This window comes from Bacteroides sp. AM54-2NS, assembly GCF_003602935.1.
Lineage (GTDB): Bacteria > Bacteroidota > Bacteroidia > Bacteroidales > Bacteroidaceae > Bacteroides > Bacteroides xylanisolvens.
In genome coordinates this window covers 29,760-53,985 of record NZ_QTMZ01000001.1, presented here as the reverse complement: position 1 = coordinate 53,985, position 24,226 = coordinate 29,760, and the positions used below count along the sequence as shown (strand labels likewise).

Annotated in this window: 14 protein-coding genes and 3 pseudogenes; 4 read left to right on the top strand and 13 right to left on the bottom strand. The window is 41.0% G+C overall.

From position 1 onward, the window contains the following. Nucleotides 1-15: 15 nt before the first annotated feature. The 3 genes and pseudogenes from DXA05_RS00170 to DXA05_RS00160 form a co-directional block, all read right to left on the bottom strand. Nucleotides 16-1,194 (bottom strand): FecR domain-containing protein, encoded by a 1,179-nt coding sequence (locus DXA05_RS00170; RefSeq protein WP_004316101.1) that lies wholly within the window; start codon nucleotides 1,192-1,194, stop codon nucleotides 16-18. A 24-nt stretch (nucleotides 1,195-1,218) separates the two neighbouring features. Then, nucleotides 1,219-1,734, bottom strand: coding sequence for a sigma-70 family RNA polymerase sigma factor (locus DXA05_RS00165; protein ID WP_128858615.1), 516 nt, complete (start codon nucleotides 1,732-1,734; stop codon nucleotides 1,219-1,221). Between the two features lie 43 nt (nucleotides 1,735-1,777). Further along, a pseudogene (locus tag DXA05_RS00160) lies at nucleotides 1,778-3,824 on the bottom strand (helix-hairpin-helix domain-containing protein). Nucleotides 3,825-3,968: 144 nt separating this feature from the next. Between DXA05_RS00160 and DXA05_RS00155 the strand changes: the two are divergent. After that, entirely contained in the window at nucleotides 3,969-4,547 is a 579-nt protein-coding gene (locus DXA05_RS00155) for a DUF4294 domain-containing protein (RefSeq protein ID WP_004308443.1), read from the top strand. Between the two features lie 360 nt (nucleotides 4,548-4,907). On the opposite strand, the gene DXA05_RS00150 is transcribed toward DXA05_RS00155, so the two are convergent. Then, entirely contained in the window at nucleotides 4,908-5,435 is a 528-nt protein-coding gene (locus DXA05_RS00150; protein ID WP_004298728.1) for an RNA methyltransferase, read from the bottom strand. 501 nt (nucleotides 5,436-5,936) lie between these two features. On the opposite strand from DXA05_RS00150, the gene nadA reads away from it, so the two are divergent. After that, nucleotides 5,937-6,875 carry a quinolinate synthase NadA gene (gene nadA, locus DXA05_RS00140; RefSeq protein ID WP_004298721.1) on the top strand — a complete coding sequence of 313 codons (939 nt, stop codon included), beginning with the start codon at nucleotides 5,937-5,939 and terminating at the stop codon, nucleotides 6,873-6,875. A 144-nt stretch (nucleotides 6,876-7,019) separates the two neighbouring features. On the opposite strand, the gene DXA05_RS00135 is transcribed toward nadA, so the two are convergent. From DXA05_RS00135 to leuS, 4 genes are all read right to left on the bottom strand, one after another. Then, nucleotides 7,020-7,862 carry an OmpA family protein gene (locus tag DXA05_RS00135; protein ID WP_008641420.1) on the bottom strand — a complete coding sequence of 281 codons (843 nt, stop codon included), beginning with the start codon at nucleotides 7,860-7,862 and terminating at the stop codon, nucleotides 7,020-7,022. A gap of 31 nt (nucleotides 7,863-7,893) precedes the next feature. Next, complete coding sequence (locus DXA05_RS00130; protein ID WP_004314157.1) at nucleotides 7,894-8,475, bottom strand: non-canonical purine NTP diphosphatase; 582 nt, start codon at nucleotides 8,473-8,475, stop codon at nucleotides 7,894-7,896. Between the two features lie 50 nt (nucleotides 8,476-8,525). Further along, on the bottom strand, nucleotides 8,526-9,443 hold the full coding sequence (locus DXA05_RS00125; protein ID WP_004314158.1) for a YitT family protein: 918 nt from the start codon (nucleotides 9,441-9,443) through the stop codon (nucleotides 8,526-8,528). A gap of 124 nt (nucleotides 9,444-9,567) precedes the next feature. After that, nucleotides 9,568-12,402, bottom strand: a complete 2,835-nt coding sequence (gene leuS, locus DXA05_RS00120; RefSeq protein ID WP_128858614.1) for a leucine--tRNA ligase — start codon at nucleotides 12,400-12,402, stop codon at nucleotides 9,568-9,570. Nucleotides 12,403-13,137: 735 nt separating this feature from the next. On the opposite strand from leuS, the gene DXA05_RS00115 reads away from it, so the two are divergent. Beyond that, nucleotides 13,138-15,708 (top strand): family 78 glycoside hydrolase catalytic domain, encoded by a 2,571-nt coding sequence (locus DXA05_RS00115; protein WP_128858613.1) that lies wholly within the window; start codon nucleotides 13,138-13,140, stop codon nucleotides 15,706-15,708. A 133-nt stretch (nucleotides 15,709-15,841) separates the two neighbouring features. On the opposite strand, the gene DXA05_RS00110 is transcribed toward DXA05_RS00115, so the two are convergent. Together DXA05_RS00110 and DXA05_RS00105 are read right to left on the bottom strand one after the other, a co-directional pair. Then, the gene (locus DXA05_RS00110) at nucleotides 15,842-16,774 is read right to left on the bottom strand and encodes a HEPN domain-containing protein (RefSeq protein ID WP_128858612.1); all 933 of its coding nucleotides are present in this window, start codon (nucleotides 16,772-16,774) and stop codon (nucleotides 15,842-15,844) included. A 16-nt stretch (nucleotides 16,775-16,790) separates the two neighbouring features. Then, nucleotides 16,791-18,541: pseudogene (locus DXA05_RS00105) on the bottom strand (AAA family ATPase). A 130-nt stretch (nucleotides 18,542-18,671) separates the two neighbouring features. Here DXA05_RS00105 and DXA05_RS00100 point away from each other — a divergent pair. After that, nucleotides 18,672-19,547 carry a DMT family transporter gene (locus DXA05_RS00100; RefSeq protein ID WP_004298693.1) on the top strand — a complete coding sequence of 292 codons (876 nt, stop codon included), beginning with the start codon at nucleotides 18,672-18,674 and terminating at the stop codon, nucleotides 19,545-19,547. Between the two features lie 73 nt (nucleotides 19,548-19,620). Here DXA05_RS00100 and DXA05_RS00095 read toward each other — a convergent pair whose 3' ends face one another. The 3 genes and pseudogenes from DXA05_RS00095 to DXA05_RS00085 all read right to left on the bottom strand — a co-directional run bounded on the left by DXA05_RS00095 (nucleotide 19,621) and on the right by DXA05_RS00085 (nucleotide 24,139). Next, the gene (locus DXA05_RS00095; protein ID WP_128858611.1) at nucleotides 19,621-20,757 is read right to left on the bottom strand and encodes an alkaline phosphatase; all 1,137 of its coding nucleotides are present in this window, start codon (nucleotides 20,755-20,757) and stop codon (nucleotides 19,621-19,623) included. 14 nt (nucleotides 20,758-20,771) lie between these two features. Next, nucleotides 20,772-21,875, bottom strand: a complete 1,104-nt coding sequence (locus DXA05_RS00090; protein ID WP_128858610.1) for a metallophosphoesterase — start codon at nucleotides 21,873-21,875, stop codon at nucleotides 20,772-20,774. A 6-nt stretch (nucleotides 21,876-21,881) separates the two neighbouring features. Continuing rightward, nucleotides 21,882-24,139 (bottom strand): annotated as a pseudogene (locus DXA05_RS00085) (GH92 family glycosyl hydrolase). Between the last annotated feature and the right edge of the window lie 87 nt (nucleotides 24,140-24,226).

Here is a 24,226-nt window from a genome sequence, read left to right as displayed (position 1 = left end):
CTTTTTGCTCGTTTTTTATTCAATAATTAGTTTTCCTGTTTCAAAATGAGCATGTATCCTCTCCATTCGATTCAATAATTCAATCAAGTGAAAGATGTCTTGGTGACGATTTGCAAAGAAATGCATACGAAGATCCATAATTTTGCTATTGCGGAACTCAATATCTATATTATACCAACGCCCTATTTCTTTCATCATGTCAACCAGGGCAACATCGTCAAAATAGAAAAATCCTTCCTTCCAATATAAAAATGATTCAATGTCCACCTCGTTCACAGCAAACGTTCCGTCAGAAGAAAGCTGTGCACTTTGTCCCGGCATCATTTCAACACTATGAATTCCACAAGTATCGCTAACAGCCACTTTTCCTGTAATGAGCGTAACACGGACATCAATAGGAGAGTAGCTACGCACATTAAATTCCGTTCCTAATACGCGAACCTGTAGATTTCCACTTTTCACAATAAAAGGATGTTTTGCATCTTTAGTAACTTTAAAATAAGCTTCACCTTCCAAAGAGACGACTCTTTCTTTTCCTTTAAAAATCGTAGGGTAAGCTAATCGGCTGTCTGAATTCAAGAAGACTTCGGTTCCTTCGGATAAAACAACTTTGAATGTCTCTCCCCTGGGAATACTTAATCTATGTATCTGTACTTTCTGCTTTCCTACTTCCTTGGTTTCTGTCTGAAGAAGAGCACGACTATAATCTATTTCTTTAGAAGACAACTGTGCAGTAGAGGAAGACGAAAGAGATTCTACCACTTCTTTTAGTGGTTTTATTTCCTTCTCATCATTCACTTGTAAAGTGACTTCTTGGGCAACATGATTGGCTTGAAACACTTGAATGATTTCCGGTTGCGACGAAATCATCATTGCACGCAAAACTAAAATTATGACAACAGCTGCCGCTACACCTGTGATACTGGCCCACAACAGCATGCGTGTATTTTTTCTTCGATTGTTTTTAGAATGTTTATTATGAAAATCTGCCATTTCATTCCGGACATCAATTGCCAGCATATTTTGTTTTTTCTGCATCTCTATCACAATTTCTGCCAAATCAGAACATGCTTGCAAGCATTCCTCATCTTCTTTCAAATTATGTAATTGATCAGCAGTTATATGAGAACGATTCTCCATAATTTCCAGGAGTTCTTCTTCCGACTTACTTATATTTATATTCTTTTCATCCATAAATAATGTATTCAATATATATATTTACGTTTTAAAGTCTATTCCGGTTACCCTCTTGCCCAATTCTTCGCGAAGAATACGCAAAGCCTTTACTATATTCTTATGAATAGCCGCAACACTTACATTCAATTCTTCGGCCACTTCTTTATATTTCTTATTATGAATATAGCATGCTTCCAATATATGATAATTATAAGGAGTCAACTTTTCCATAGCTTTACGAATACGCAAAACACGAGAATCAGAATGTTGTGAATCGACTTCTATCATTTTATCAGTTAATTGCGAAGTGAACTCTACATATTCTTCATGGATATTTTGCTTGCGAAGATAGTCAATGCAACGTGTACGAATGATTGTATAAAGATAAGTTTTAGCCGTCGCTTCTTCTATCTTTTCATAATTACGCCACAAATACTCAAAAGCATCACTTACGATATCTCTGCATACCTCAGCGTCATTTATAAAATAATATGCAAAATATACAAACTGTGCATACCATTCATTAAACATTTTGTCAAAAGTAGCCCTGTCATCCATTTAATATCGTATTCTTCTGTTATTTCTGGCAGACAAATATACATTAAAACTTAATACGCAGTTGCATTTGTACATCTGCTTTTTTATTTCCACAGATCAAATCATTGCCCGAACCGATCTCATTCCGGTCTAAATAGACTGTTTCGCCAAACTTGGTTATGAACAACCAGTGCTTATTCAGTTCATATCTGAAACGAACGGAGCAGCGAAATCCACGACCTTGGAAGGACGGTGTGTAAAACGTATAAAGCAATCCGCTTTCCGAAGCATATACACGCGAATCATAATCGTCTGTAAAAAAGTAACTGCCCTGAACGTCAGCAAACAGCCTGGCCCAAGGCAGTTGGAGGATATCATTTGTGTAACCTGATATCCTATATTAGCAGCTCTGTCCTGAGAATGAAAATGATTATAATCTAAAGTTGTACGACTGCTTAACACATCTCCTAAAGAATAGTTCAAACGATAACGAAGTTGATGGTGAAAAATAGGAAGTGTTAGTGTTCCTTTACTACCTGTCCAATCCCGTTCTTTGCGTTTATAGCGGTACTTCAGATACATGGATAGATGGCTGCGTGGAGTGAAAGTGGCTTGAAGCAATCCGTCTGTTCCGCGAGAGGGTTTATTTACTCTGTATTTTTTCCACGGAAAAGAAAATAAATCGAATGAGGCGAAAAATTTCCAATAGCAAAAGGAGAAGTCTCCATGCCGATATAATATCCCTGTTCATTTTGTGTCGTACTTCCTTCACCGAAAGAATGGGCGAACATAGCCCAATAGTTATAAGAATAAAACCGGTGTATCAACATGATTTGAGTGTTTTGAACCGGTGAATATTGCAAACGGTTCAAAGATGCCCAACCTTGTTTTCCTATGGCCGTCTCTCCTTGAAAAGAAAAACGATGCCAGCGATAAGCATAATCAATCCCCAGATTATAGAAGTTGTTTCCATGAAGATTGTATTTGGAATAGCCTGTTAATTCCGGTTCATAAGGTTGGTTGAAAAGGTAGTAAATACCGGTGATACCCAGTCGGATACGGTTGTGTTGATAACTCACGTTTCCACCTGTTAATTGCATGGTGAACAGGTTCTTTTTATCTGCTTCCTTTTGACTTCGATGTAGCCCGGTTTTATAGATAGAGGTGATTGCTCCATCAGTGATTACTCCATCTAATAAACGGTGTGAATAGAAACCGGAAAGATCCCAATCTTTAGATAAAGCAACAGTGGCAGCCACTCCCCGAAAATAATTGTATTCATCGCTGGAAGAGTGTTTCTTTATTCTGCCACTACGATTGTTGAAAGAAGAGGCATAGATTGTTTTTCCCATCAGATAATCAGTGCTAATCACTAATCCTTGTCCGAAACTAAGCCGATAGTTACCAACAGCTAATGCTTTTAATCGTCCACAATCTTTTAATAACAGATAAAAGGAATAATAATCATAGCCGTAGCGATTGTGTAAAGCTCCAAAAGGTTCTCCAGCATCTTTTTCAGCAACGACTCCTGCATAGAGCCGGTCACTATATCGGAAACTGTATTTCACAGAGTTATAAACAGAAGGTCCTAAATAGGTATGTTCATAACCTTTTCGCCTATAAAATGGTATATCAAAGCGAGTTAACAGCTCATTTTTTCCATATTTCGCTGCGCTTTTCAACAGACTTTTCCACCGAAAAGCAGGTTCATTGTTAATAGCTTTTATACAGACAAAAGGTAGTAAATACTGGATTGTTTGCCTATCCATCTCTTCTACCAGTTGAAGTTCATAGATGGTTTTCATCTGTCCGTGTATATAGATGTAGGCCAGCAAATGTTCAATCTGAATATCACTAAGGAAAGGAAACTGTTCGAGTTGTTCACGGGTAGCAACATTCAAATTAACTGGTTCCTGCATACGATTGGAAAGTTCTTCCAATTCATTTTCCCAATTAGGAGTATTAACAGAGTTATCAGTTCCGTTATTAACGGATAAATCTTCAAGAACATCTTCTAAAAGACTTTCAGAAAGGTTTTGAGCACTACAAGCAGGAATTATTAACAGGCTGTTTATAATACTTATCAACCGTAAAAGTTGAATAGTTTTCATCAATAAAATGGTTTATTCTTCCTGCTTTTTAACAGATAAGGCCGCAAAGATACTTTAAATAGGTTAACATCGAAGAGAAATGTCTGAATAATAAAATTTTAATTCTATTTTTGTATCGTGAAAAGAAGGCTTAACATAGTAGTAATGACGCTGTTTGCTATTGTTTGTTGTTCGTTGCGCCTGCAAGCTCAAGATAAACAAAGCATCAATGGATATTTGGTTCCGATGTGTATCTACAATGGAGATACCATTCCATGTGTCCAGTTAAGAACTGTGTATATTTTCCGTCCGTTGAAATTCAAAAATGAAAAGGAACGCCAGGAATATTACCGACTGATCCGCAATGTGAAAAAGGTATATCCTATCTCCAGAGAAATTAACCAGGCCATCATTGAAACTTACGAATATCTTCAGACTTTACCCAATGAGAAAGCCCGCCAAAAACATATCAAACGGGTTGAAAAAGGATTGAAAGATCAATATACTCCCCGAATGAAAAAACTCTCGTTTGCACAGGGAAAACTGTTGATTAAATTAATAGACCGCCAAAGCAATTCTACCAGTTATGAACTGGTAAAAGCATTTATGGGACCTTTCAAAGCGGGATTCTATCAGACTTTTGCTGCATTGTTCGGAGCCAGTTTAAAAAAAGAATATGATCCGCAAGGTGAAGACAAACTAACGGAACGTGTAGTGTTGATGGTGGAGAACGGACAGATCTAAAATCAATCAGCTTATAAGTTTATAAACTTTATAAACTAATTGATCACTACTCAACCATACTAGTTATCATTTCAAGAATTAACAAGCTTCCTGCAAGGTATTAATTTCCGGTTTCTCAGAAGTTAATACTTGAGTTCCCAGCTATTAATACATATCATATAGGCTGTTAATACCTGAAAACTCAAGTATTAACAGCCTGAAAACGAACTATCAACAACTATAATAATAATTACCCAACACCCATAGAATCAACATGGCTCCATATAGTTATAAACAGAACATAGTTATTGATTATGAATGAATTAACTAAGCTATTAACTCGTTATAAACAACTTATTAACCAATCCTGTATTATGACTATTAGTGTAACTTTTTGAACAAATCCCAAATCACAATACCAGTAGTTACGGAAACATTCAACGAATGTTTGGTACCATATTGAGGAATCTCTATACAGCCATCCGAATGGTTAATAACCTCCTGCTGTACCCCTTTCACTTCGTTTCCCATAACGATAGCGTACTTCTTGGTTTTATCCAACTGGAGCTCATCAAGCATGATGCTTCCTTCCGCCTGCTCTACAGAATAAACGATATACCCTTCGTTTTTGAGGTTATCAACAGCATCAACAGCGTTATTAACATACTTCCAGTCAACAGTGAACTCTGCACCCAGCGCAGTCTTATGCATTTCAGGGTGCGGTGGGGTAGCTGTTATACCACACAGATAGATACATTCAATACGGAAAGCATCCGAAGTACGGAACACAGAACCTATATTATGCAAACTACGAATATCATCCAGCACTACCACCAGAGGCAGTTTTTCAACCTGTTTAAACTCTTCGGCACTGATACGGTTCAGCTCTGTTATTTTCAGTTTACGCATACGTCTTTTCTTTTATTATGTTCTTGTCCACAAAGGTAATTCTTTTCAGTTAACAAGGTGTTGATAACGGTTTAAAACCTGTCAAAACTATCGGCAAAGATTTTGAAAAATAATTCTTGCATTATTCAAAAGAAGATATAAGAGGCCTTCATTATGAACATTCCAAAAAACTAACCCAAAACTTTCTACACAGACATAAACATATTTTTCAGCACTTATCTACCTGTTTATATCCATAAAGTTTTTAACTTTGCACTTTATCAACAGGGAGTTAATAGCAAACTTCCATTTGACGGCATTTAACGATGCTTTCATTGATAATGAAGCAAGTAGAATAGGATATCTTGCCCTTTACATCAGTTCATAACCGACTCATAAAGCAGAAGTATGGACTAATAACTTATCCGGCAAGAGAAATCGTATTTATTTGCTAACATTATTAACAGGCTATCATCACTAACAAAGGATTTTTTTTAAAAGGAAAGAAATAAGAATATTATTATGAATGAACTCATAAAGGCTATTAACGAGCTAAAGAAAGAAAAGAATGCAATCATTCTGGGACACTACTACCAGAAAGGGGAAATACAAGACATCGCCGATTACGTTGGCGACAGTTTGGCATTGGCTCAATGGGCAGCCAAAACGGAAGCGGACATTATTGTGATGTGTGGCGTTCACTTTATGGGGGAAACGGCAAAGGTGCTTTGTCCGGACAAGAAAGTGTTGGTACCCGACATGGCGGCAGGTTGTTCGTTGGCGGACAGTTGTCCGGCGGATCAGTTTGCACAGTTTGTCAAAGAACACCCGGGATACACCGTTATTTCGTACGTCAACACAACAGCTGCCGTGAAAGCAGTGACAGATGTGGTGGTGACTTCCACCAATGCGAAGCAGATCGTGGAAAGCTTCCCCAAAGATGAGAAAATAATCTTTGGTCCGGATAGGAATTTGGGTAATTATATCAACTCTGTTACGAACAGGAATATGTTGCTTTGGGACGGAGCCTGTCACGTGCATGAACAGTTCTCTGTTGAAAAGATTGTGGAATTGAAAGCGCAGCATCCGGAAGCGTTGGTCTTGGCACATCCCGAATGTAAGAGTACGGTTTTGAAATTGGCTGATGTGGTAGGATCTACAGCTGCTTTGTTGAAGTATGCCGTGAACCATCCGGAAAACACGTATATTGTGGCTACCGAATCGGGTATCTTGCATGAGATGCAGAAGAAGTGTCCGCAGACAACGTTTATCCCTGCTCCTCCGAACGATAGTACGTGCGGATGTAACGAGTGTAGCTTCATGCGGTTGAATACGTTAGAGAAGCTCTATGAGTGTTTGAAGAATGAAGCACCGGAAATTACGGTAGATCCGGAGGTGGCTAAGAAGGCAGTGAAGCCGATTCAGCGGATGTTGGAGATTTCGGCTAAGTTGGGATTATAAAGAAATTTGGTTTCTATTATTGTTCTTGAATGAATAACAGTTAGAAACTGTTTTAAAATAATTCAATTCTTTAAAGATAAAAAAATCCTCCCAGTTTATTAACCGAGAGGATTTTTTATTGTTGATTATTGAATCAATTATTTTTTATTTGGATTCTTCCGAACTTTGAAGCATCTGGAACAACTTATCCAACTTCGGAGCCATGATAATCTCCGTACGGCGATTCTTGCTTCTTCCTTCTATTGTTTCGTTATCATCAACAGGCATATATTCACCGCGGCCGCTAGGCTGAATCTGCAAAGGATTTACATTGTAATTCTTGATGAGGATACGAACTACGGAAGTGGCACGGATCACACTCAAATCCCAGTTATCTTTGAATTGTACAGTATTGATTGGTTTGTTGTCCGTATGTCCTTCGATAAATACGTCGATGTCCGTCTGTTTGTTCAATACTTCGGCCAGTTTGCCGAGAGCTTCCTCTCCACGTTTATCCAGGCGGGCACTTCCTGACTGGAATAATAATTTGTCGGACATCGCTACATATACTTTTCCGTCTTTTTCGCGAACGGTCAGCTCGTCAGTACTAAAACCAAGTAATGCATCTTTTACATTACTCAAGAGATTTTGTACCTTATCATTCTGTGCCTTAATCATGTCCTGCAATTCATTGATCGTGCGTTCTCTTTCGTTCAGCTCATTTTTCTTCTGGCTCAACAGCGCATTCAGTTTTTCCTGTTCAGTCATGTTGACATTCAACATACTCTGATACTGGCGGATACTGTTCCCCATCTTGGTCGTATCACGCAAGAGGTTTTTGACTTGTGCCGATAGCTGGTTACCAACTTCGCGGGAGTTATTCAACAACCCTTGCAGACTGTCTTTGCTTGCGGTGGCTGCCATCTCTGCAAGCATGAACTTCTTTTTTGTTACACACGAAGTACACAATAGGAGCGTAAGTAAAGTAAATAAAGTAATTTTCTTCATTGTGTTTTATATTTTAAGTGGGTATGTATAATCAGCTTTGCAGAAACTCACAAAGTTTCTGTACAGCCAGTGCACGATGGCTGATTTGGTTTTTTATATCATTTCCCAATTCGGCAAAAGTCCGGTCGTAACCTTCAGGCATGAATACAGGATCGTAGCCAAATCCGGAATCACCACGTTTTTCTTTGATTATTTCGCCTTTTATCACTCCTTCAAAGAGATACTCCTTTCCGTCCAGTATCAACGAAATAGCGGTACGGAATTGTGCTTTACGGTTTTCTTTTCCGTCCAGTTCGTGAAGAAGTTTGAGCATATTTGCCTGGGCGTCGTGTCCTTCACCTCCTGCATAGCGGGCGGAATAGACTCCGGGAGCTCCGTTCAAGGCTTCCACTTCCAATCCCGTATCATCGGCAAAACAATCCAGATGATAGTTTTTGTAGATATAGGAAGATTTTAATAACGCATTTCCTTCCAGTGTTTCAGCAGTTTCGGGAATATCCGTTTGGCAACCGATATCATTGAGACTTAATAATTCTACTTGATCTCCCAGGATAGCGGCTACTTCTTCTAGTTTATGAGCATTATTGGTAGCAAATACAAGTTTGCGTTTCATCATCTTATTTTTTGTTTTAACAGGGTTGTTCACTACTTATCAACCGGTTCTTATTTTACTTTCAGCTTATCGAATCCTTCGCCATACACACCGATAACGGAACTTTGAGAGATAAAAGCATTCGGATCAATGCGTTTTACCAAACGGAAAATTTCGAGTGACTGACGTTTCTTGGCAAGTACTACCAATACTTTCACATTGTTTTTACTGTACCATCCCGTACCGTCGAGTACCGTTACTCCCCGGTCGGCGTCTTTAATGATACGGTCGGCTATTTCATCATATTTCTTGGAGAAGATGAAGAATTGAACCGATTGACGAGCACTGTTGATAATCCAGTCGAGCACAACACCAATAATAAACAGGGTGACAAAACCGAAAATAACCCGGCGCCAATCATGAAATATAAAGTAACAGGAGCTGATAATGAATACATCACATATCATAATCATTCGTCCAAGTGATACATCTTTGTATTTATTGACGATGGCCGCGATAATATCTGTTCCGCCCGTACTTCCATTGTAGTTGAAAGTGATACCGAGGCCTACACCACACATGGCTGCACCGATAATACAAGCCATGAAGTCCTGTCCTGTACCAAGCAATAGCGGCTTGCCGTCCGGCGTCATATCCGGTGCTTCTACGTAATTGTTCACCACCAACTGGAATAACCAAAGCAGAAAAGTCAGCGTAAAAATAGCATAAGTGGTTTTTATACTAAATTTTGGACCTAATACCCGGATTGCGAAGGTCATCAGAACTGCATTAATGATGAAGTATGACCATTGGATTGGGAATCCTGTTGCATAATAGATAATAGCCCCGATACCGGTAGTTCCTCCGGTAGTTATCTGATAAGGTAACAGGAATGCTGCCCATCCCAAAGAATAGCTTATCAATCCGAGAGTGATGTAGATATAATCTTTCACTTCTCTCATTATTTCCGCTTTTGTCAGTTTATGCATGGATTTTAAGTTCAAGTATTAAGTAATAAGTGTTAAGTATTAACCTGGCGGATATATTTGGAAAACGACTACGGATAATACTTAATACTTATTACTTAATACTTATTGTTTTATACTTAATACTTTAAATTACAACGTTTACAATCTTTTTCGGAACGACGATGATCTTTTTCGGAGTCTTGCCATCAATCCACTTCTGTGAACGTTCGTCGGCCAATACTGCGGCTTGGATAGCGTCCGAAGCTTCATCTGCTGCAAATTCCATATTGAAACGTGCCTTTCCGTTGAAAGAGATGGTATAGTTGATAGTATCTTCTTTCAGATATTCTTCGTTGTATGCAGGCCATTGGGCGTCGCATACGGAAGTTTCGTGTCCTAATACATCCCACAACTCTTCGCAGACATGTGGAGCGAAAGGAGCGAGAGTGATAACGAGCTGTTCCAGAATCTCTTTTTTGCTACATTTCAGGTTGAAGAGTTCGTTTACGCAAATCATGAATGCGCTGATAGATGTATTGTAAGAGAACTGTTCAATATCACCAGTCACCTTCTTGATTAATTTATGAAGGCTCTTCAATTCTTCTTTTGTTGCAGGTTCGTCCGTTACCAGATATTCGTCCGTACGGCTGTAGAACAACGACCAGAATTTACGGATAAAACGGTGTACACCGTCGATTCCGTTTGTATCCCACGGTTTAGACTGTTCTACCGGACCGAGGAACATTTCGTACATACGAAGTGTATCCGCACCGTATTTCTCAACAATCATATCCGGATTGACTACATTGAACATAGATTTACTCATCTTTTCAACTGCCCATCCGCAGACATATTTTCCGTCTTCGAGGATAAATTCGGCTGTTTTATATTCAGGACGCCATGCTTTGAATGCTTCCAAATCCAAAATATCATTAGATACGATATTTACGTCTACGTGAATAGGGGTAACTTCGTACTGATCTTTCAGGTTCAGTGAAACGAAAGTATTGGTGTCTTTGATACGATATACAAAGTTGCTGCGGCCTTGAATCATTCCTTGGTTTACTAACTTTTGAAATGGCTCTTCCATTACAGACACACCCATGTCATACAGGAATTTATTCCAGAAACGAGAATAAATCAAGTGACCTGTTGCATGTTCGGTACCACCTACATATAGGTCTACATTTTTCCAGTACTGGTCAATTTTCGGATCAACTAATGCCTGATGATTATGCGGGTCCATGTAGCGGAGATAGTAAGCCGAAGAACCGGCGAATCCCGGCATGGTGTTCAGTTCTAGCGGGAAGACGGTTACATGGTCAATCTTCTCATTTTCTATGACACATTTGTTTACTGTATCCCAAGCCCATTTAGTTGCGTGTCCCAATGGAGGCTCACCTGTTTCGGTAGGCAGGAATTTAGCGACTTCCGGAAGTTCCAGCGGCAGACTGGCTTCGTCAATCATATAGGGCATTCCGTCTTTGTAGTAAACAGGGAACGGCTCACCCCAGTAACGTTGGCGAGAGAAAATAGCGTCACGCAGACGGTAGTTCACTTTCACACGGCCCAGATTGTGCTCTTTTACATATTTCTTGGTTGTCTCTATCGCTTCTTTGATGGTCAGTCCGTTCAATGAAAGATCACAGTAAGGAGTGACATCAAGACGCGGAGAGTTGCAAACAATGCCTTCTTTTGCATCGAAACTTTCTTCGCTTACATCACAGCCTTCTACCAACGGACGGATTTCCAATCCGAAATGTTTGGCAAATGCATAGTCGCGGCTATCATGAGCAGGTACAGCCATAATAGCTCCTGTTCCGTATCCGGCCAGTACGTAATCGCTGATCCATACAGGCACTGCTTCACCTGTGAACGGATTGATAGCATACGAACCACTGAACACACCGGTAACACTACGGTCGGCAATACGTTCGCGTTCCGTACGTTTTTTGGTACGATCGAGGTAGGCGTCTACTTCTGCTTTTTGTTCAGGAGTCGTTAACTGTGCCACCAATTCACTTTCCGGAGCCAATACCATAAAGGTAACACCGAACATGGTATCTGCACGAGTGGTAAAAATAGTGAATTCGAGGTCACTGTCTTTTACTTTGAATTGCACTTCAGCACCTTCCGAACGTCCGATCCAGTTTCTTTGGGTTTCTTTCAGAGAATCTGTCCATTCGATCGTGTCCAATCCATCAAGCAAGCGTTGTGCATACGCAGATACACGCAAACACCATTGGCGCATTTTCTTCTGGATAACAGGAAAACCGCCACGTTCGCTGACTCCGTCTACTACCTCGTCGTTAGCCAGTACAGTTCCTAATTCGGCACACCAGTTTACCATTGTTTCACCCAGATAAGCGATACGATAGTTCATCAGGATTTCCTGCTTTTCTTTTTCGCTTTTGGCGTTCCACTCTTCGGCAGTAAAGCTGATATCTTCGCTGCAAGCGGCATTGAGTCCTTCGTTTCCGTAGATGGCGAAGGCTTTTTCCAGTTCTTCGATAGGACGGGCTTCCTGTTCGTCGTTGCAATAATAGCTGTTGAACATTTTTTGGAAGGCCCATTGGGTCCAATGATAATATTCCGGGTCGCAAGTACGGATTTCACGGTTCCAGTCGAAAGAGAAACCTATTTTGTCCAACTGCTCGCGGTAGCGGTTGATATTGTTGACGGTAGTGATGGCGGGATGCTGTCCGGTTTGGATGGCATACTGTTCTGCCGGCAGACCGTAAGCGTCATATCCCATCGGGTTGAGTACATTGAAGCTCTGCAGTCGTTTGTAACGGGCGTAAATATCCGAAGCAATGTATCCCAGCGGATGACCTACGTGTAGACCAGCTCCTGATGGGTAAGGAAACATGTTTAGTACATAAAATTTTTGCTTCGAATCATCTTCCGTAACTTGGTAGGTTTTCTCTTCTACCCACCTTTTCTGCCACTTCTTTTCAATTTCTCTGAAATTGTACTCCATAGTGATAAAGTTTTTATTTATAGTGATTTATACTGTTATTTCTAATTCGAGGCACAAATTTACGTGTTTATTTTCAGATAACCACGCTTTCCCTATTGACTTTCTTCTTTTTATTTTGTATATTTGAGGTCAATAATAATAAAGAAATAACAATGAGATATATAAATTTTATTACATAAAGTTCAATAGGTTAATATGCGAATTGCATAACGAGGATAACGAATGGGCAAGAAACTGTGAAGGTTCTTGCCCATTTTTGTTGCAATAATTCTATTTTAGGTATTGAAAGTGTCAAAAAAGAGTTTATAATAAACTTGGATACCGTTTATAATAAACCTCTTCGTTATTTATTAAAAACTTGAATAGAGTTTATTCGATTTCGAGGATTTCGTGTAAAGAAGAAAGAATGATTGCAATGAATAACCGGCATCTTCTTTTCTTCTTTAATAAATAATTTCTACAATATACTGAATGAGTGTATTGATTATATTATTTTACAATATGTCATTGTTTTGCTCGATTATCGATCATTCAATGTACAAAGCTCCTGTCGTCTGTTCAATCAGATCGGACTTATGAGTCAGTTCCGGATTGAATAGAAACCATCATTGAGTCAAAAAAAATGCGGAAATCGTCTGTCATATCATATAATTCTGTAATTTTGTTGTGCAAGCCCTGTAAAACTAAAACTGCATTTCCAAGTTAATCTTTTAATACTAAAAAATACATATAAGTATGAAAATGAATCTTCATTGTTTTGCGAATCTTATCCCGATAATGATTCTCGCGCTTTTCTCGAATAGCGGACTGATAAACGCAACCGAAGTCGGAAAACGTACTGACGCATTGGAAGCATCAGCCTGGAACGAATCCCAATGGATTTCCGCAGTAGACGCCCCTGTAGTGAAAGGACATAACAACGGTCGCGCAGCCGATGGCGCGAGTTGGTTCGTGTCCACCGTGAAAAACGAACAGAAAATTGTCTCTGCCAAGTGGATGACCGCTGGACTGGGAGTTTACGAGTTGTATGTGAATGGGAAACCCGTAGGCGGGGAATTTCTGAAACCGGGCTTCACACACTATGCCAAGACCAAACGTTCTTTCACCTATGATATTACAGACATCATCCGTACCAAGCCAAACGCCGAGAACATGCTTTCCGTACAGGTGACGCCGGGATGGTGGGGTGACAAAATCATAACCCCCGGAGGATATGACGGCATGATAGGCAAGAAATGTGCCTTCCGTGGTGTACTGGAACTGACTTTTTCTGACGGAAGCAAAAAGCGTTACGGTACTGACCTTAAAAACTGGAAAGCCGGAATTGCCGGCCCGGTGAAACATGCCGGTATCTTTGACGGAGAAGAGTACGATGCACGCGAGCCGATGGGCTACGAATGTGTGGACAAACTTTCCACCCCCGAAGAGAATACAGAATTCTCCGGCGACATCCTGCCTTCGGACGGAGCGGAAGTCTATCTGCGTACTGATCTCGCCCTCGCTCCTGTCAAAGCATACGTTTGGAAGAATGTAGAAGGAGCAAAGGAGAATGAGTTCGGTAAGGTAATTATCGCCCGTGAGTTCGCATCGGGTACGGAGATGACCGTAAGTCCGGGAGAGACGTTAGTGGTGGACTTCGGACAAAATTGTGCCGGCGTACCCTCTTTCGTATTCAAAGCCGCTGAGGGAACGGTGCTGACCTGCCTTCCTGCAGAGCTGCTCAATGACGGCAACGGTGCCAAGATTCGTGGCATGGACGGTCCGGAAGGAAGCTGCCATCGCGAAAACCTGCGCATCCCCCACACCGGTATCCGTCTGGATTACACCTTTGCTGGCGGAGATAACTATGTGGCCTATTATCCTCACTGCACCTTTTTCGGCTACCGCTACGTCTCCATAACTGTCACCGGGAATGTTGCCATCAAGTCGTTGAAGTCCATCCCCGTTACTTCCATCGCAAAGGAACTGGAGACCGGCACTATCACCACAGGCAACGACCTTGTGAACAAGCTCATCTCCAACACTTATTGGGGACAGCTATCCAACTACCTGTCCATACCCACCGACTGTCCGCAACGCGACGAGCGTCTGGGCTGGACAGCAGACACACAAGTGTTTGCAGAAACCGGTACGTTCTTTGCTAACACCATGAAGTTCTTTCACAAGTGGATGCGTGACATGCGCGATACACAGAACAGTTTGGGCGGATTCCCCGGAGTGGCTCCCTTGGCACAATACGGTGATGAGAAAATGCGTTTGGGTTGGGCCGATGCCGGAATCATCGTGCCTTGGACGGTATGGAAGCAATTCGGTGATACGCAAATCATCGAGGAGAGCTGGAACGCCATGGACCTGTTTATGAATCACATCAACGACACCAAGTATAACCACGAGACTCTCTGCGGTGAGAACGGCAACTACCAATGGGCCGACTGGTTGAGCTACGAACCACTGGAAAGTTGTAGCGGACTGGCTTTCTCTCCCCAAGGTCCGCTTCCTGATGCCGTCAGCTATTGGAACTATTTGAGCGCTTCCTACTGGGTGATAGATGCTTTCATGATGCGGGATATGGCTGCCGCCACCGGTCGCGATGCCGCCAAGTACCAGCAAATGGCCGATTCGGCAAAGGCATACATCAAAAAGAACTTCCTCAACGAGGACGGCACCTTCAAAACCGCCATCCTCAACACCATGCAAACTCCTGCCTTGTTTGCCCTAAAGAACCAGCTTTTGGAAGGCGAACCCAAAGCGAAGATGATAGACCGCCTGCGTGAAAACTTCGCACAGCACGATCTTTGCTTGCAGACCGGATTCTTGGGCACATCCATCCTCATGGCCACCCTCACGGAGAATGGCATGGAAGACATTGCCTATGAACTCCTCTTCCAACGTAAGAACCCAAGCTGGCTATACTCTGTGGACAATGGAGCCACCACCATTTGGGAACGGTGGAACAGCTATATGATAGACAAAGGAATGGGACCACGCGGTATGAACAGCTTCAATCATTATGCCTACGGATGCGTATGTGAATGGATTTGGGAAACCGTTGCCGGCATTGCAGCCGATCCTGCTACTCCCGGCTTCAAGCATATCATTATGAAGCCCATTCCAGACAAGCGATTAGGACACGTGACTGCCGAATACCGTTCCGCCTCCGGACTCATCAAGAGCGCCTGGAAATACGAAGGAGACACCTGGATTTGGGAATTCACCATTCCTAAGGGTGTTACCGCTACCGTAACTCTTCCTGGAGAGGTGAAGTCAAAGGAGTATGGAAGTGGAACTTACAAGGTGACTAAATAAAGTATGTAATTGCGATAGTTTCTCATGTAGAAATTGATATTAAGGAGATGTGTAGAAACTCTCTTTTTAACGTGATTACCCTCATTACAGCTATCTGTGATGAGGGTAATTATTCATTTTTACAATATACGGTTTATATCTTCTCTTTCTCTTCTTTTTCTATCATCTCATCGTAATACGCCATGCGTGCGGCACATTCCCGAATAGTTACTTCGCGGAGCACCTCTGTTCGTGCCAGCATATACTCGTATTGCTCTTTGCTAACGGTGAACAGTCGATTATATCGGGCTTCGATATATGCTCTGCATAATTTATCAAATGCTTTATTATCTTCGAAAGTATGAGTTGGAAACACATTTGCGAATTCTCGTGAACAGCTCCTGACCATTGCTCCCAGCACTTTCAATTCATGAGATTTAGGGCGAATGCCGCTATACACGAGCGTAAACGTTTTGTAGTAACGTTCGCAGGCTTGATGTAATTCAAATGAACCTAGTTTATAATTCTCTTCTTCTTTATCCAAATGTCCATGTCTTAAGAATCCTTCTGCTAAAGGAAAACATTCTGCATATTCTTCCTCTGCATATTCTTCCTCTGCATATTGCTTAATCTCCCGATACGGTAATTTCTCCGGTTTGCCAATCTGAAACGTGCCGTCGTTATACAACAGAATACCGTCTTTTATAATCTCATAGAAGAAATAATGCTTCCTTCTTATAGCTCGATTAATGGTCGTCGGGTTTTCTACAATAATACTAGGCGGTGCCGGATGCCGCTTTCCTTCCATTCTTGTATCATATTTAGGAACGATCACCTCGCGCGCATGCCTCTCTGCTTTATTTGCGTCTCTCGTATCACATATCACCAGAATATCCAAATCACTTTGGTAGTAAGTAGTCCCTCCACGTTCGTCGTATGTTTCATCCCAAATGACATATTTTCCCCGTGCATAACTTCCATACAAGATAATCATACGCACATTCGTAAGATTCGACAATATCAATTCTTGCAACACTGCCAACTCTTCTTGCGTGCGTTTGGGCAAACGTTTTATTGATCTTTTCATATTGTTAGCCTATCTGTTAAACCTCTTCACATATCGGCATATCCATTCCTTTGTATACAACCACAATCTTATGAAGCTGTGTAGTGCCGACTGCTCTCTTTACCGTATCAGTGTCAGCATAACGATTCGCTTGGTCAATAGCTTCCAGTCGTAGTTCTTCCACGCGGCTTTCGGGATCTTTATACTTGGCATACTTCAGTTCTACAATATAGCTGTGCTTCATGTCGGAATAGATATCCAGTAGCGGACAGAGGAAAATATCGACATAACCTGCCTGTGTGTCCTGTTTGGAAATGGGACGGTAGAAACGGTTTTGTGCCGTCATGGCAAGCGTAAAGCCGTGGACAAAAAATTCACCTTTCTGCTTGTCGCGCTGGGAAGTGTAGTGTTTCAGGCAGTCAGCAATATAACCGAAATAGGCTTTCCAATCGCCATCGTAGGCAAGAGCACTGGCAAGTTCGTTTTTTTCGTAACTACTGAAATTGAGTTCGGCTTCGTTATAGGTACTTAGCAGATAAGTGTAGATTTGTTCGCGGACTACCTGATTAGGGATGGTGAGTTTGGTCTTTCCTTTATACGTGCCGCTAATGGTGAGCATACCGAAATAGTAGAGCAGGCTCACAAAGTTGTCGGGATTGGTGATATTGATGGCAGGAAAACCTTTTTTCAGTTCTCCGGTGACGTAACCTTCGCTCACCAATGTTTGTATGATGGAGGCATCATGGGCAAACTCTTTGTCCTTCCGGATGAGCATACGTAATTTTTCGTAATCGATACGGATATTGTCTTCTACCATATCCCGGGGGGCTTTGCCTCGTTGAATATAATTCTTGACGAAGTAGAGCACCATATTTGAGTTGTACATGGTGGTTTCGCCATAACATTCTTCCGCAAAGCAGTAGTTGTCATACCAGGGTTTCATTATTTCTATCAATTCGTCCACACTGTGGTTGAATGGACTGGTGGTAGAATAGTAAGTGAGCATTTGGCGCACTTCTTCTTCCGTGAAACCTATCATCTCGTTGAATTCCGGCGTGAGCGAGTAGTTGGTTCCGATGTTGAAACCGCTTGTGAGGTCGTCCATTGTCACGGGGCTTACACCGGTAATGAAACAACGCTCGATACTGGAATAAGTTCCAGCTTTAATTTTATTGAAGAAGGCGCGCAGATAACCTTCGCCATGTGTTTCGTCCGTATAGCGGTGCAGGCTTTCTATATCCGAGAGGATGGCATTGGTGAAATGGTCGTATTCGTCAATAAAAAGGTAAATACGTTGGTTGGTCTTATTACATTCTGTGATAGGTATTCAAATTGTTCGACAGCTCCTTCTTTTTTGTCGAGTTCTTCCTTGATGCCTTTGGGGAGATAGTCGGCGTAAATATCACAGAAATAGTCGAACATTGTTTGGCAATGCGCATCCAGTCCTTTGCGATAGTTGTGTAGTTCGCCTACTATTCCGGAGAAGTTGAGGTATAGTACCAGATAGCTGTTCCGATCGCGCGTAGGGTGCTTTCCGATGTAAAGGTCGCCAAACAGGGCATCGAACTTATCCTTGGCAAGTATATCATAATAGTGCTGCAACATATTTACTGTGAGGCTTTTGCCGAAACGGCGCGGACGAATAAAGAAGAAAAACTTGTCCGCCTCTTCTATCATGGGTATAAACCGGGTTTTGTCTACATAATAACAGTCGTCGCGGCGGATTACTGCAAAGTTCATCATGCCGTATGGGATACGTTTCCTGTCCGGTGCTATATATTTTTCCATAACTTATACCTTATTTTAGGAACTTTCTTTGAACATAAACAAAGGTACGGGCTTTTTGTTACTTCTCCAAACAAACATTCCATAACTTCTCGCTATCTTTGCACTCTATTAAACAAACATCACCACCATTATGGAATTGAAGCATGGATATTACCATCTGATTGCGATACTTGTAGTTGCTATCTGGGGATTGACTTTCATATCAACCAAAGTATTGATTAATCACGGACTGACCCCACAGGAGATATTCTTCTATCGTTTTCTTATTGCCTATCTGGGCATTTGGGTGATTTCTCCCAAACGTCTGTTTACGAGTAATTGGAAAGACGAACTTTGGTTGATGGCAGGAGGTTTCTTCGGTGGTTCACTCTATTTCTTTACAGAGAATACAGCTTTGGGAATTACGCAAGCATCCAATGTCGCTTTCATCATTTGCACAGCTCCCTTGCTTACTACCATTCTCTCCCTTCTCTTTTATAAGAGTGAAAAAGCCACCAAAGGTTTGATTTATGGTTCCATATTAGCTTTAATCGGGGTGGGACTGGTGGTCTTTAACGGTAGTTTTGTACTCAAATTATCTCCGGTAGGGGATTTGCTTACTTTGCTTGCCGCCCTGTCGTGGGCATTTTATAGTTTGGTGATAAAGAAAATGACAGGGCGTTACCCCACAGTATTTATCACCCGCAAAATATTCTTTTATGGAGTATTGACCATACTTCCCGCCTTTCTTCTTCATCCGCTGCAACCGGATTTCGATGTACTTTTAAAACCGGTTGTATTATCCAATCTCTTATTTCTGGCCGTCCTGGCATCCTTGGTTTGTTATGTCCTTTGGAATGTGGTATTGAAACAGTTGGGAACCGTTAGAGCCTCCAATTATATCTATCTCAATCCGTTGGTGACTATGGTAGCTTCGGTTATCATTCTCCACGAAAAAATCACGTGGATTACATTATTGGGAGCAGGTTGCATTATTTTTGGAGTCTATCAGGCAGAAAAGAAATAAGAAAGAATTTCTTCTTTGCATATAGAAGAAACTCTTTCTTATTTCAGTTTGAATGACAGATCTGTTTTATATCTTATTTAGCGAGTAATTGGAGAATTTTATTACTAACATCGCTGTTTTCCTGAACACCGCCAAAAAGCTTGGATTGTGGACCGTATGCAAACAGTGGAACCATGATTGGTGTATGTCCTTTAGATACAAACATTGCTTTCATTTTGCCTTCTTTTATGTTTCCGTCACGTAAAGCTAATGCTCCGGTTTCATGATCAGCTGAAATAATCACTAATGTATTTCCATCTTTTTCTGCAAATCTGATAGCAGCTTCTACCGCCTTGTCAAAGTCCAATACTTCACGGACAACTGTCGAATAATCATTGCTGTGCGCACTTTTATCTATTCGGGCACCTTCTACCATTAAGAAGAAACCGTTAGTACTCCTGCTCGAAAGATAGTCAATAGCCATTTGGGTGGTAGACGGAAGGAAATCTCCCCGGTTTTCGTTTACAGAAGCCGTTTTGCTCTTTGTGGGTAAATATCCCAGTTTTTTAGATTTCTTGATAGCTTTGTCATTCGGCTCTTCTATGATGGTAAACTCTTTTTTGATTTCCTTTTGAACGTTTGGTGCTTGTTTTTCAAATAGTTCATAACTACCGGCAGAAAAGAATGTCAGCTTACTGTTAGGAAGATCTGCCCAAATTTCTTTAGACATTCCACGTTCCGGTTGGTGAGCAAAGAAAGCAGCAGGAGTGGCTCCGTCGAGATTGTCAGTGGTTACGATTCCTGAAATGTAGCCATAGCCGGATAACTTCTCCGGTAAGTTTGGAATAACTTGGTTATTTTCATCCATTCCGAGCGCTCCGTTTTTAGTTTTTTTTCCGGTTGAGTAAGCAGTTCCGGAAGCAGCTGAATCTGTTGTAAACTTGTTGGCAGATTGCGTTCTGACGAAACCGCATGTTTTTAAATTAGTGATAGTAAGCTGTCCTTGATTGGCATACATTCCTGAACAGATATGTGCCGGTCCCATGCCGTCTCCTATCATTAAGATGACATTCTTCACCGGTTTATCGGTAGCATCCATGTCAAATGAAGGAACATACGAACTTTGTGGATTTTCGTTCTTAAAATCTCCTTTGACGATTTCTTGTGCTGATAGATTATAGCAAAAGAATAAGGAGAAAATAAATAAATGAGCTTTAAATTTTACATTCATGGCTAATATGTTTTTTAATTAGAAGTAAGTAATTCGGATATGTTGACTGTATCGTATGGCTTTTCTCCAAATGCGGTATAATATTCTAATTGCATCTGGTTGTTTTCTTTGTCAATAGAAAGGATGCCGTAGCCCGGTAAATCCATTTGTTTGAAAAAACGGATATGGGGAGTTTCTTTATCAATCCATTCCATACGCTGTTGTAGAGTAGAAGGTTGCCATTGTGGGTGTGCCGTTACAAATTCAGGACCATAGTCTGTAACTACATTTTTCGGAACCAGCATATTTTTATCTTTGATGACACTGTTGACGAGAATCTGGACGATAGGTCCCCAAGGAGTGTCCCGACAGACAACGGAGTATAGATGCAGATGTGCACAGAGCACGATTGCTTGTTGACTGGCAATGATTTGCAGCAATTGTTCCCTCTTGGCATTATCTTGTCGGAATACATGCCAGCATCTTTCGTTTACCGGAATCACAGGCTCGTGTAACATGACAAACTTGTAAGTAGCCTTCGAACCGGCTAGTGACTTTTCTAATTGTTGTAGCCCTTCCGGATTCCGATCCCATGGATCATAACACACAAATAATACATCATCAAGAATAGTAGTGTAATTGGCTGACTGTAAGGATGGATGTCCTGCCAACCTTGCCATATTGGGTAAGTATACTTTTTCAAAAGCTTCTTTAGCCCCTGGTCCTGTGATATCATGATTACCTTTAGTCATAATGAAAGGTACTTTCAGATTCATTTTGTTGACAGCTTTAAAGGCATTGTTAGCCATCTGTATTGCTTTTTGTGGAGAACCGGCCAATCCTTCTGACAAGTCCCCCATTTGCAGAACAGCTTTTATTGACGGCTGGTGTTTTTGAACTTTTCCGCTGATTATCCGGGAAAATTCCGGCCATGTATTTTTCGTGAATACTGAATATTCTTTGGTAACTTGGCGCAGATCATCCGGTTTGGTGGATAACCATTCCATATCGTGATCTTCCAATAAATCATAGTGTATATCTCCCAACAAGAGAAATGAAACTTCTTTTTCATTTTGCTCTTGGGAGTATGATTGCAGAGAAGTCAAAAGCGATAAAAGGACAAATAATATTTTATTCATATTCTGTTATTTATTCATTTCAAAAGAAGGGGGCACACTGTCTGCCGCCCAATTCTTATTGGGAGTGTTTCCCATTGTAAATTCCAGTTTGCCGCCATTCATCAGTTCTTTATGTTCGAACCAGGATTGGTTCCAATCTTTGCCATTTAATTTGGCTGATTGGATATATTTATTTGTCGGCGAATAGTTGTGCGCAATGACTTCGAATGATTTGCCGGCTCCTGTTTCAATAACTGCTCTTTCGAACATAGGAGTTCCGATGACATAAATAGGCAAACCAGGAGTAATAGGATAGAAACCTAGCATGGAGAAGACTACAAATGCTGACATTCCTCCGCCATCTTCGTCGCCCGGGAGTCCCATCAGGTCATTTCTAAACCATTCATCGAGCAATGTCCTTACTCTTTTTTGAGTTCTCCAGGGCTCTCCTATATAGTTGTACAGATAAGGAATGTGCATACTGGGTTCATTAGCCATTGAAAATTGACCTACATTACCCGTATGATCCGGTAATTGTGCATAAAATACATATTTGGCTTCGCCCAATGGGGTGTTATACATCGTTTCAAGATTATTTCTGAATGCTTCTTTCCCTCCCATCAGTTCAATTAAATCAGCAATATTATGGGGAACATCCCATCGGTATATCCAACCGTTATTCTCGCCGTATGCTTCACGAGCACCTAATCCGCCGGCAGTGGCATAATCAAAGGGTTCTATGAATTCGCCTTTTGCATTTTTGGGATGGAAGAATTTTGTTTCAGGATTGAAAATATTCCGATAGTTTTTACTCCCTTGTAGAAAGTAGTTATAGTCTTTCTCATACCCAAGTTGTTTGGCTATTTGTGCTAGGCACCATTCATCGTAAGACGTACCTAGAGTGACGGCTACCGGTTGACGTTTTTCAAATGGGTGTACTTCGTCAGCTGTTTCTTGTTCTCCCGGTGCCAATGCCGGTAAATATCCGTTTTCCCAATAGAATTTTGTGATTTCACCTCCCTTTATGCCTGACCACGGGGCTAACGTTTTTTCTGTAATACCAAGTTTGCAGGCTTCGTAAGCAGCTGATAAATCAAAGTTACGGATTCCTTTTATATATGAATCAATAACAGTGGCTACACCGTGATTGGAATTCATTCTACGACTGTCTCCCGTAACTTCAGGAAATGTAGGCATCCAGTTATGTTCCATTTGTTGTGCCATTCTGATAAAAGACTGAATCATGTCAGCTTCCATTTGTGGTTCGATGATAACACGTAAGGGGTGGACTGCTCTATACGTGTCCCAAATCCAATCGTCGGTATAAAATGGGACAGAATCTTTGTGGATACTATTGTCGAAAGCACTGTAATAGCGGTTGTCTTCCGAAAGGCAAATCATCCGTTCGTAAGTCCGGTAGAGGGAAGTATAGAATATTGCTTTTGCATTTTCGTCTATTCCTTCCACTTTGATTTTATTTAATGTTTGGTTCCAGATGTTTTTGGCAATGTTCATCTGGTTTTCTACATCATAATCTTTTATTTCCCGCTGTAGGTTGGCTTTTGCTTGCTTTTCATCAATGAAGGAAATGCCGTAGCGAACTTTGATTGTTTTTATATCTGTTGAATATAAGAAAGCGATACCACGTTCTTGCCTTTTATGGCAGTGTGGCTGTGATTTATTTCTTCTTTGCTGACAGTCATCGTTTTTTCCGGCAGTGCGGAAGTCTCCATATAAACATATACTTTGGTTTGATGATCTATGTTCTGATAACCGGAAATGGTATTCTCCGTAGTTTTAAGCTCACCATTGGTAGTACTAAGTATTAAATATGGAGCATTGTTTTTCCGGAAACTTAGTTCATAGATTCCTGCCTGGTGGGAGGGAGCGAATTTAGTGGAAACCTCTTCTTCTTCAAAATAGGAAGAATAGGAATAGGGTTTTATCGCTTCATTATCATAACAATAGTAATATACCGGTTGTAATCCGCTCTCTGCTCCCTGATAGAAAGACAGGCTGAATGCAGACTTTCCCCGATGCGAGGTGACAATGACCGGTAAGCCTTTTATTTTATCAGAGGTGTAATCTGCTCTTTCCGGATAGATGCGGAGCATACTATTGGGAAGATGGACAGTTGGGTAAGTAGGAACTAACAAATGACTGATATTCCCCATATAGGGATTTACATAGTCAACCGGAGTTAACACTACCTCTTGCTTGTTCCTGCATCCATTGACGATTAAAATCATTAACAGTACTAACGGAATGAATTTTCTCTTGTACATAAACAGATTTTTTTATTTTTCGATGGTTTTAATTAGATTTGCTGTAAATATATAGTATTTTGATTAATGAAAACTTAATGTAACCTT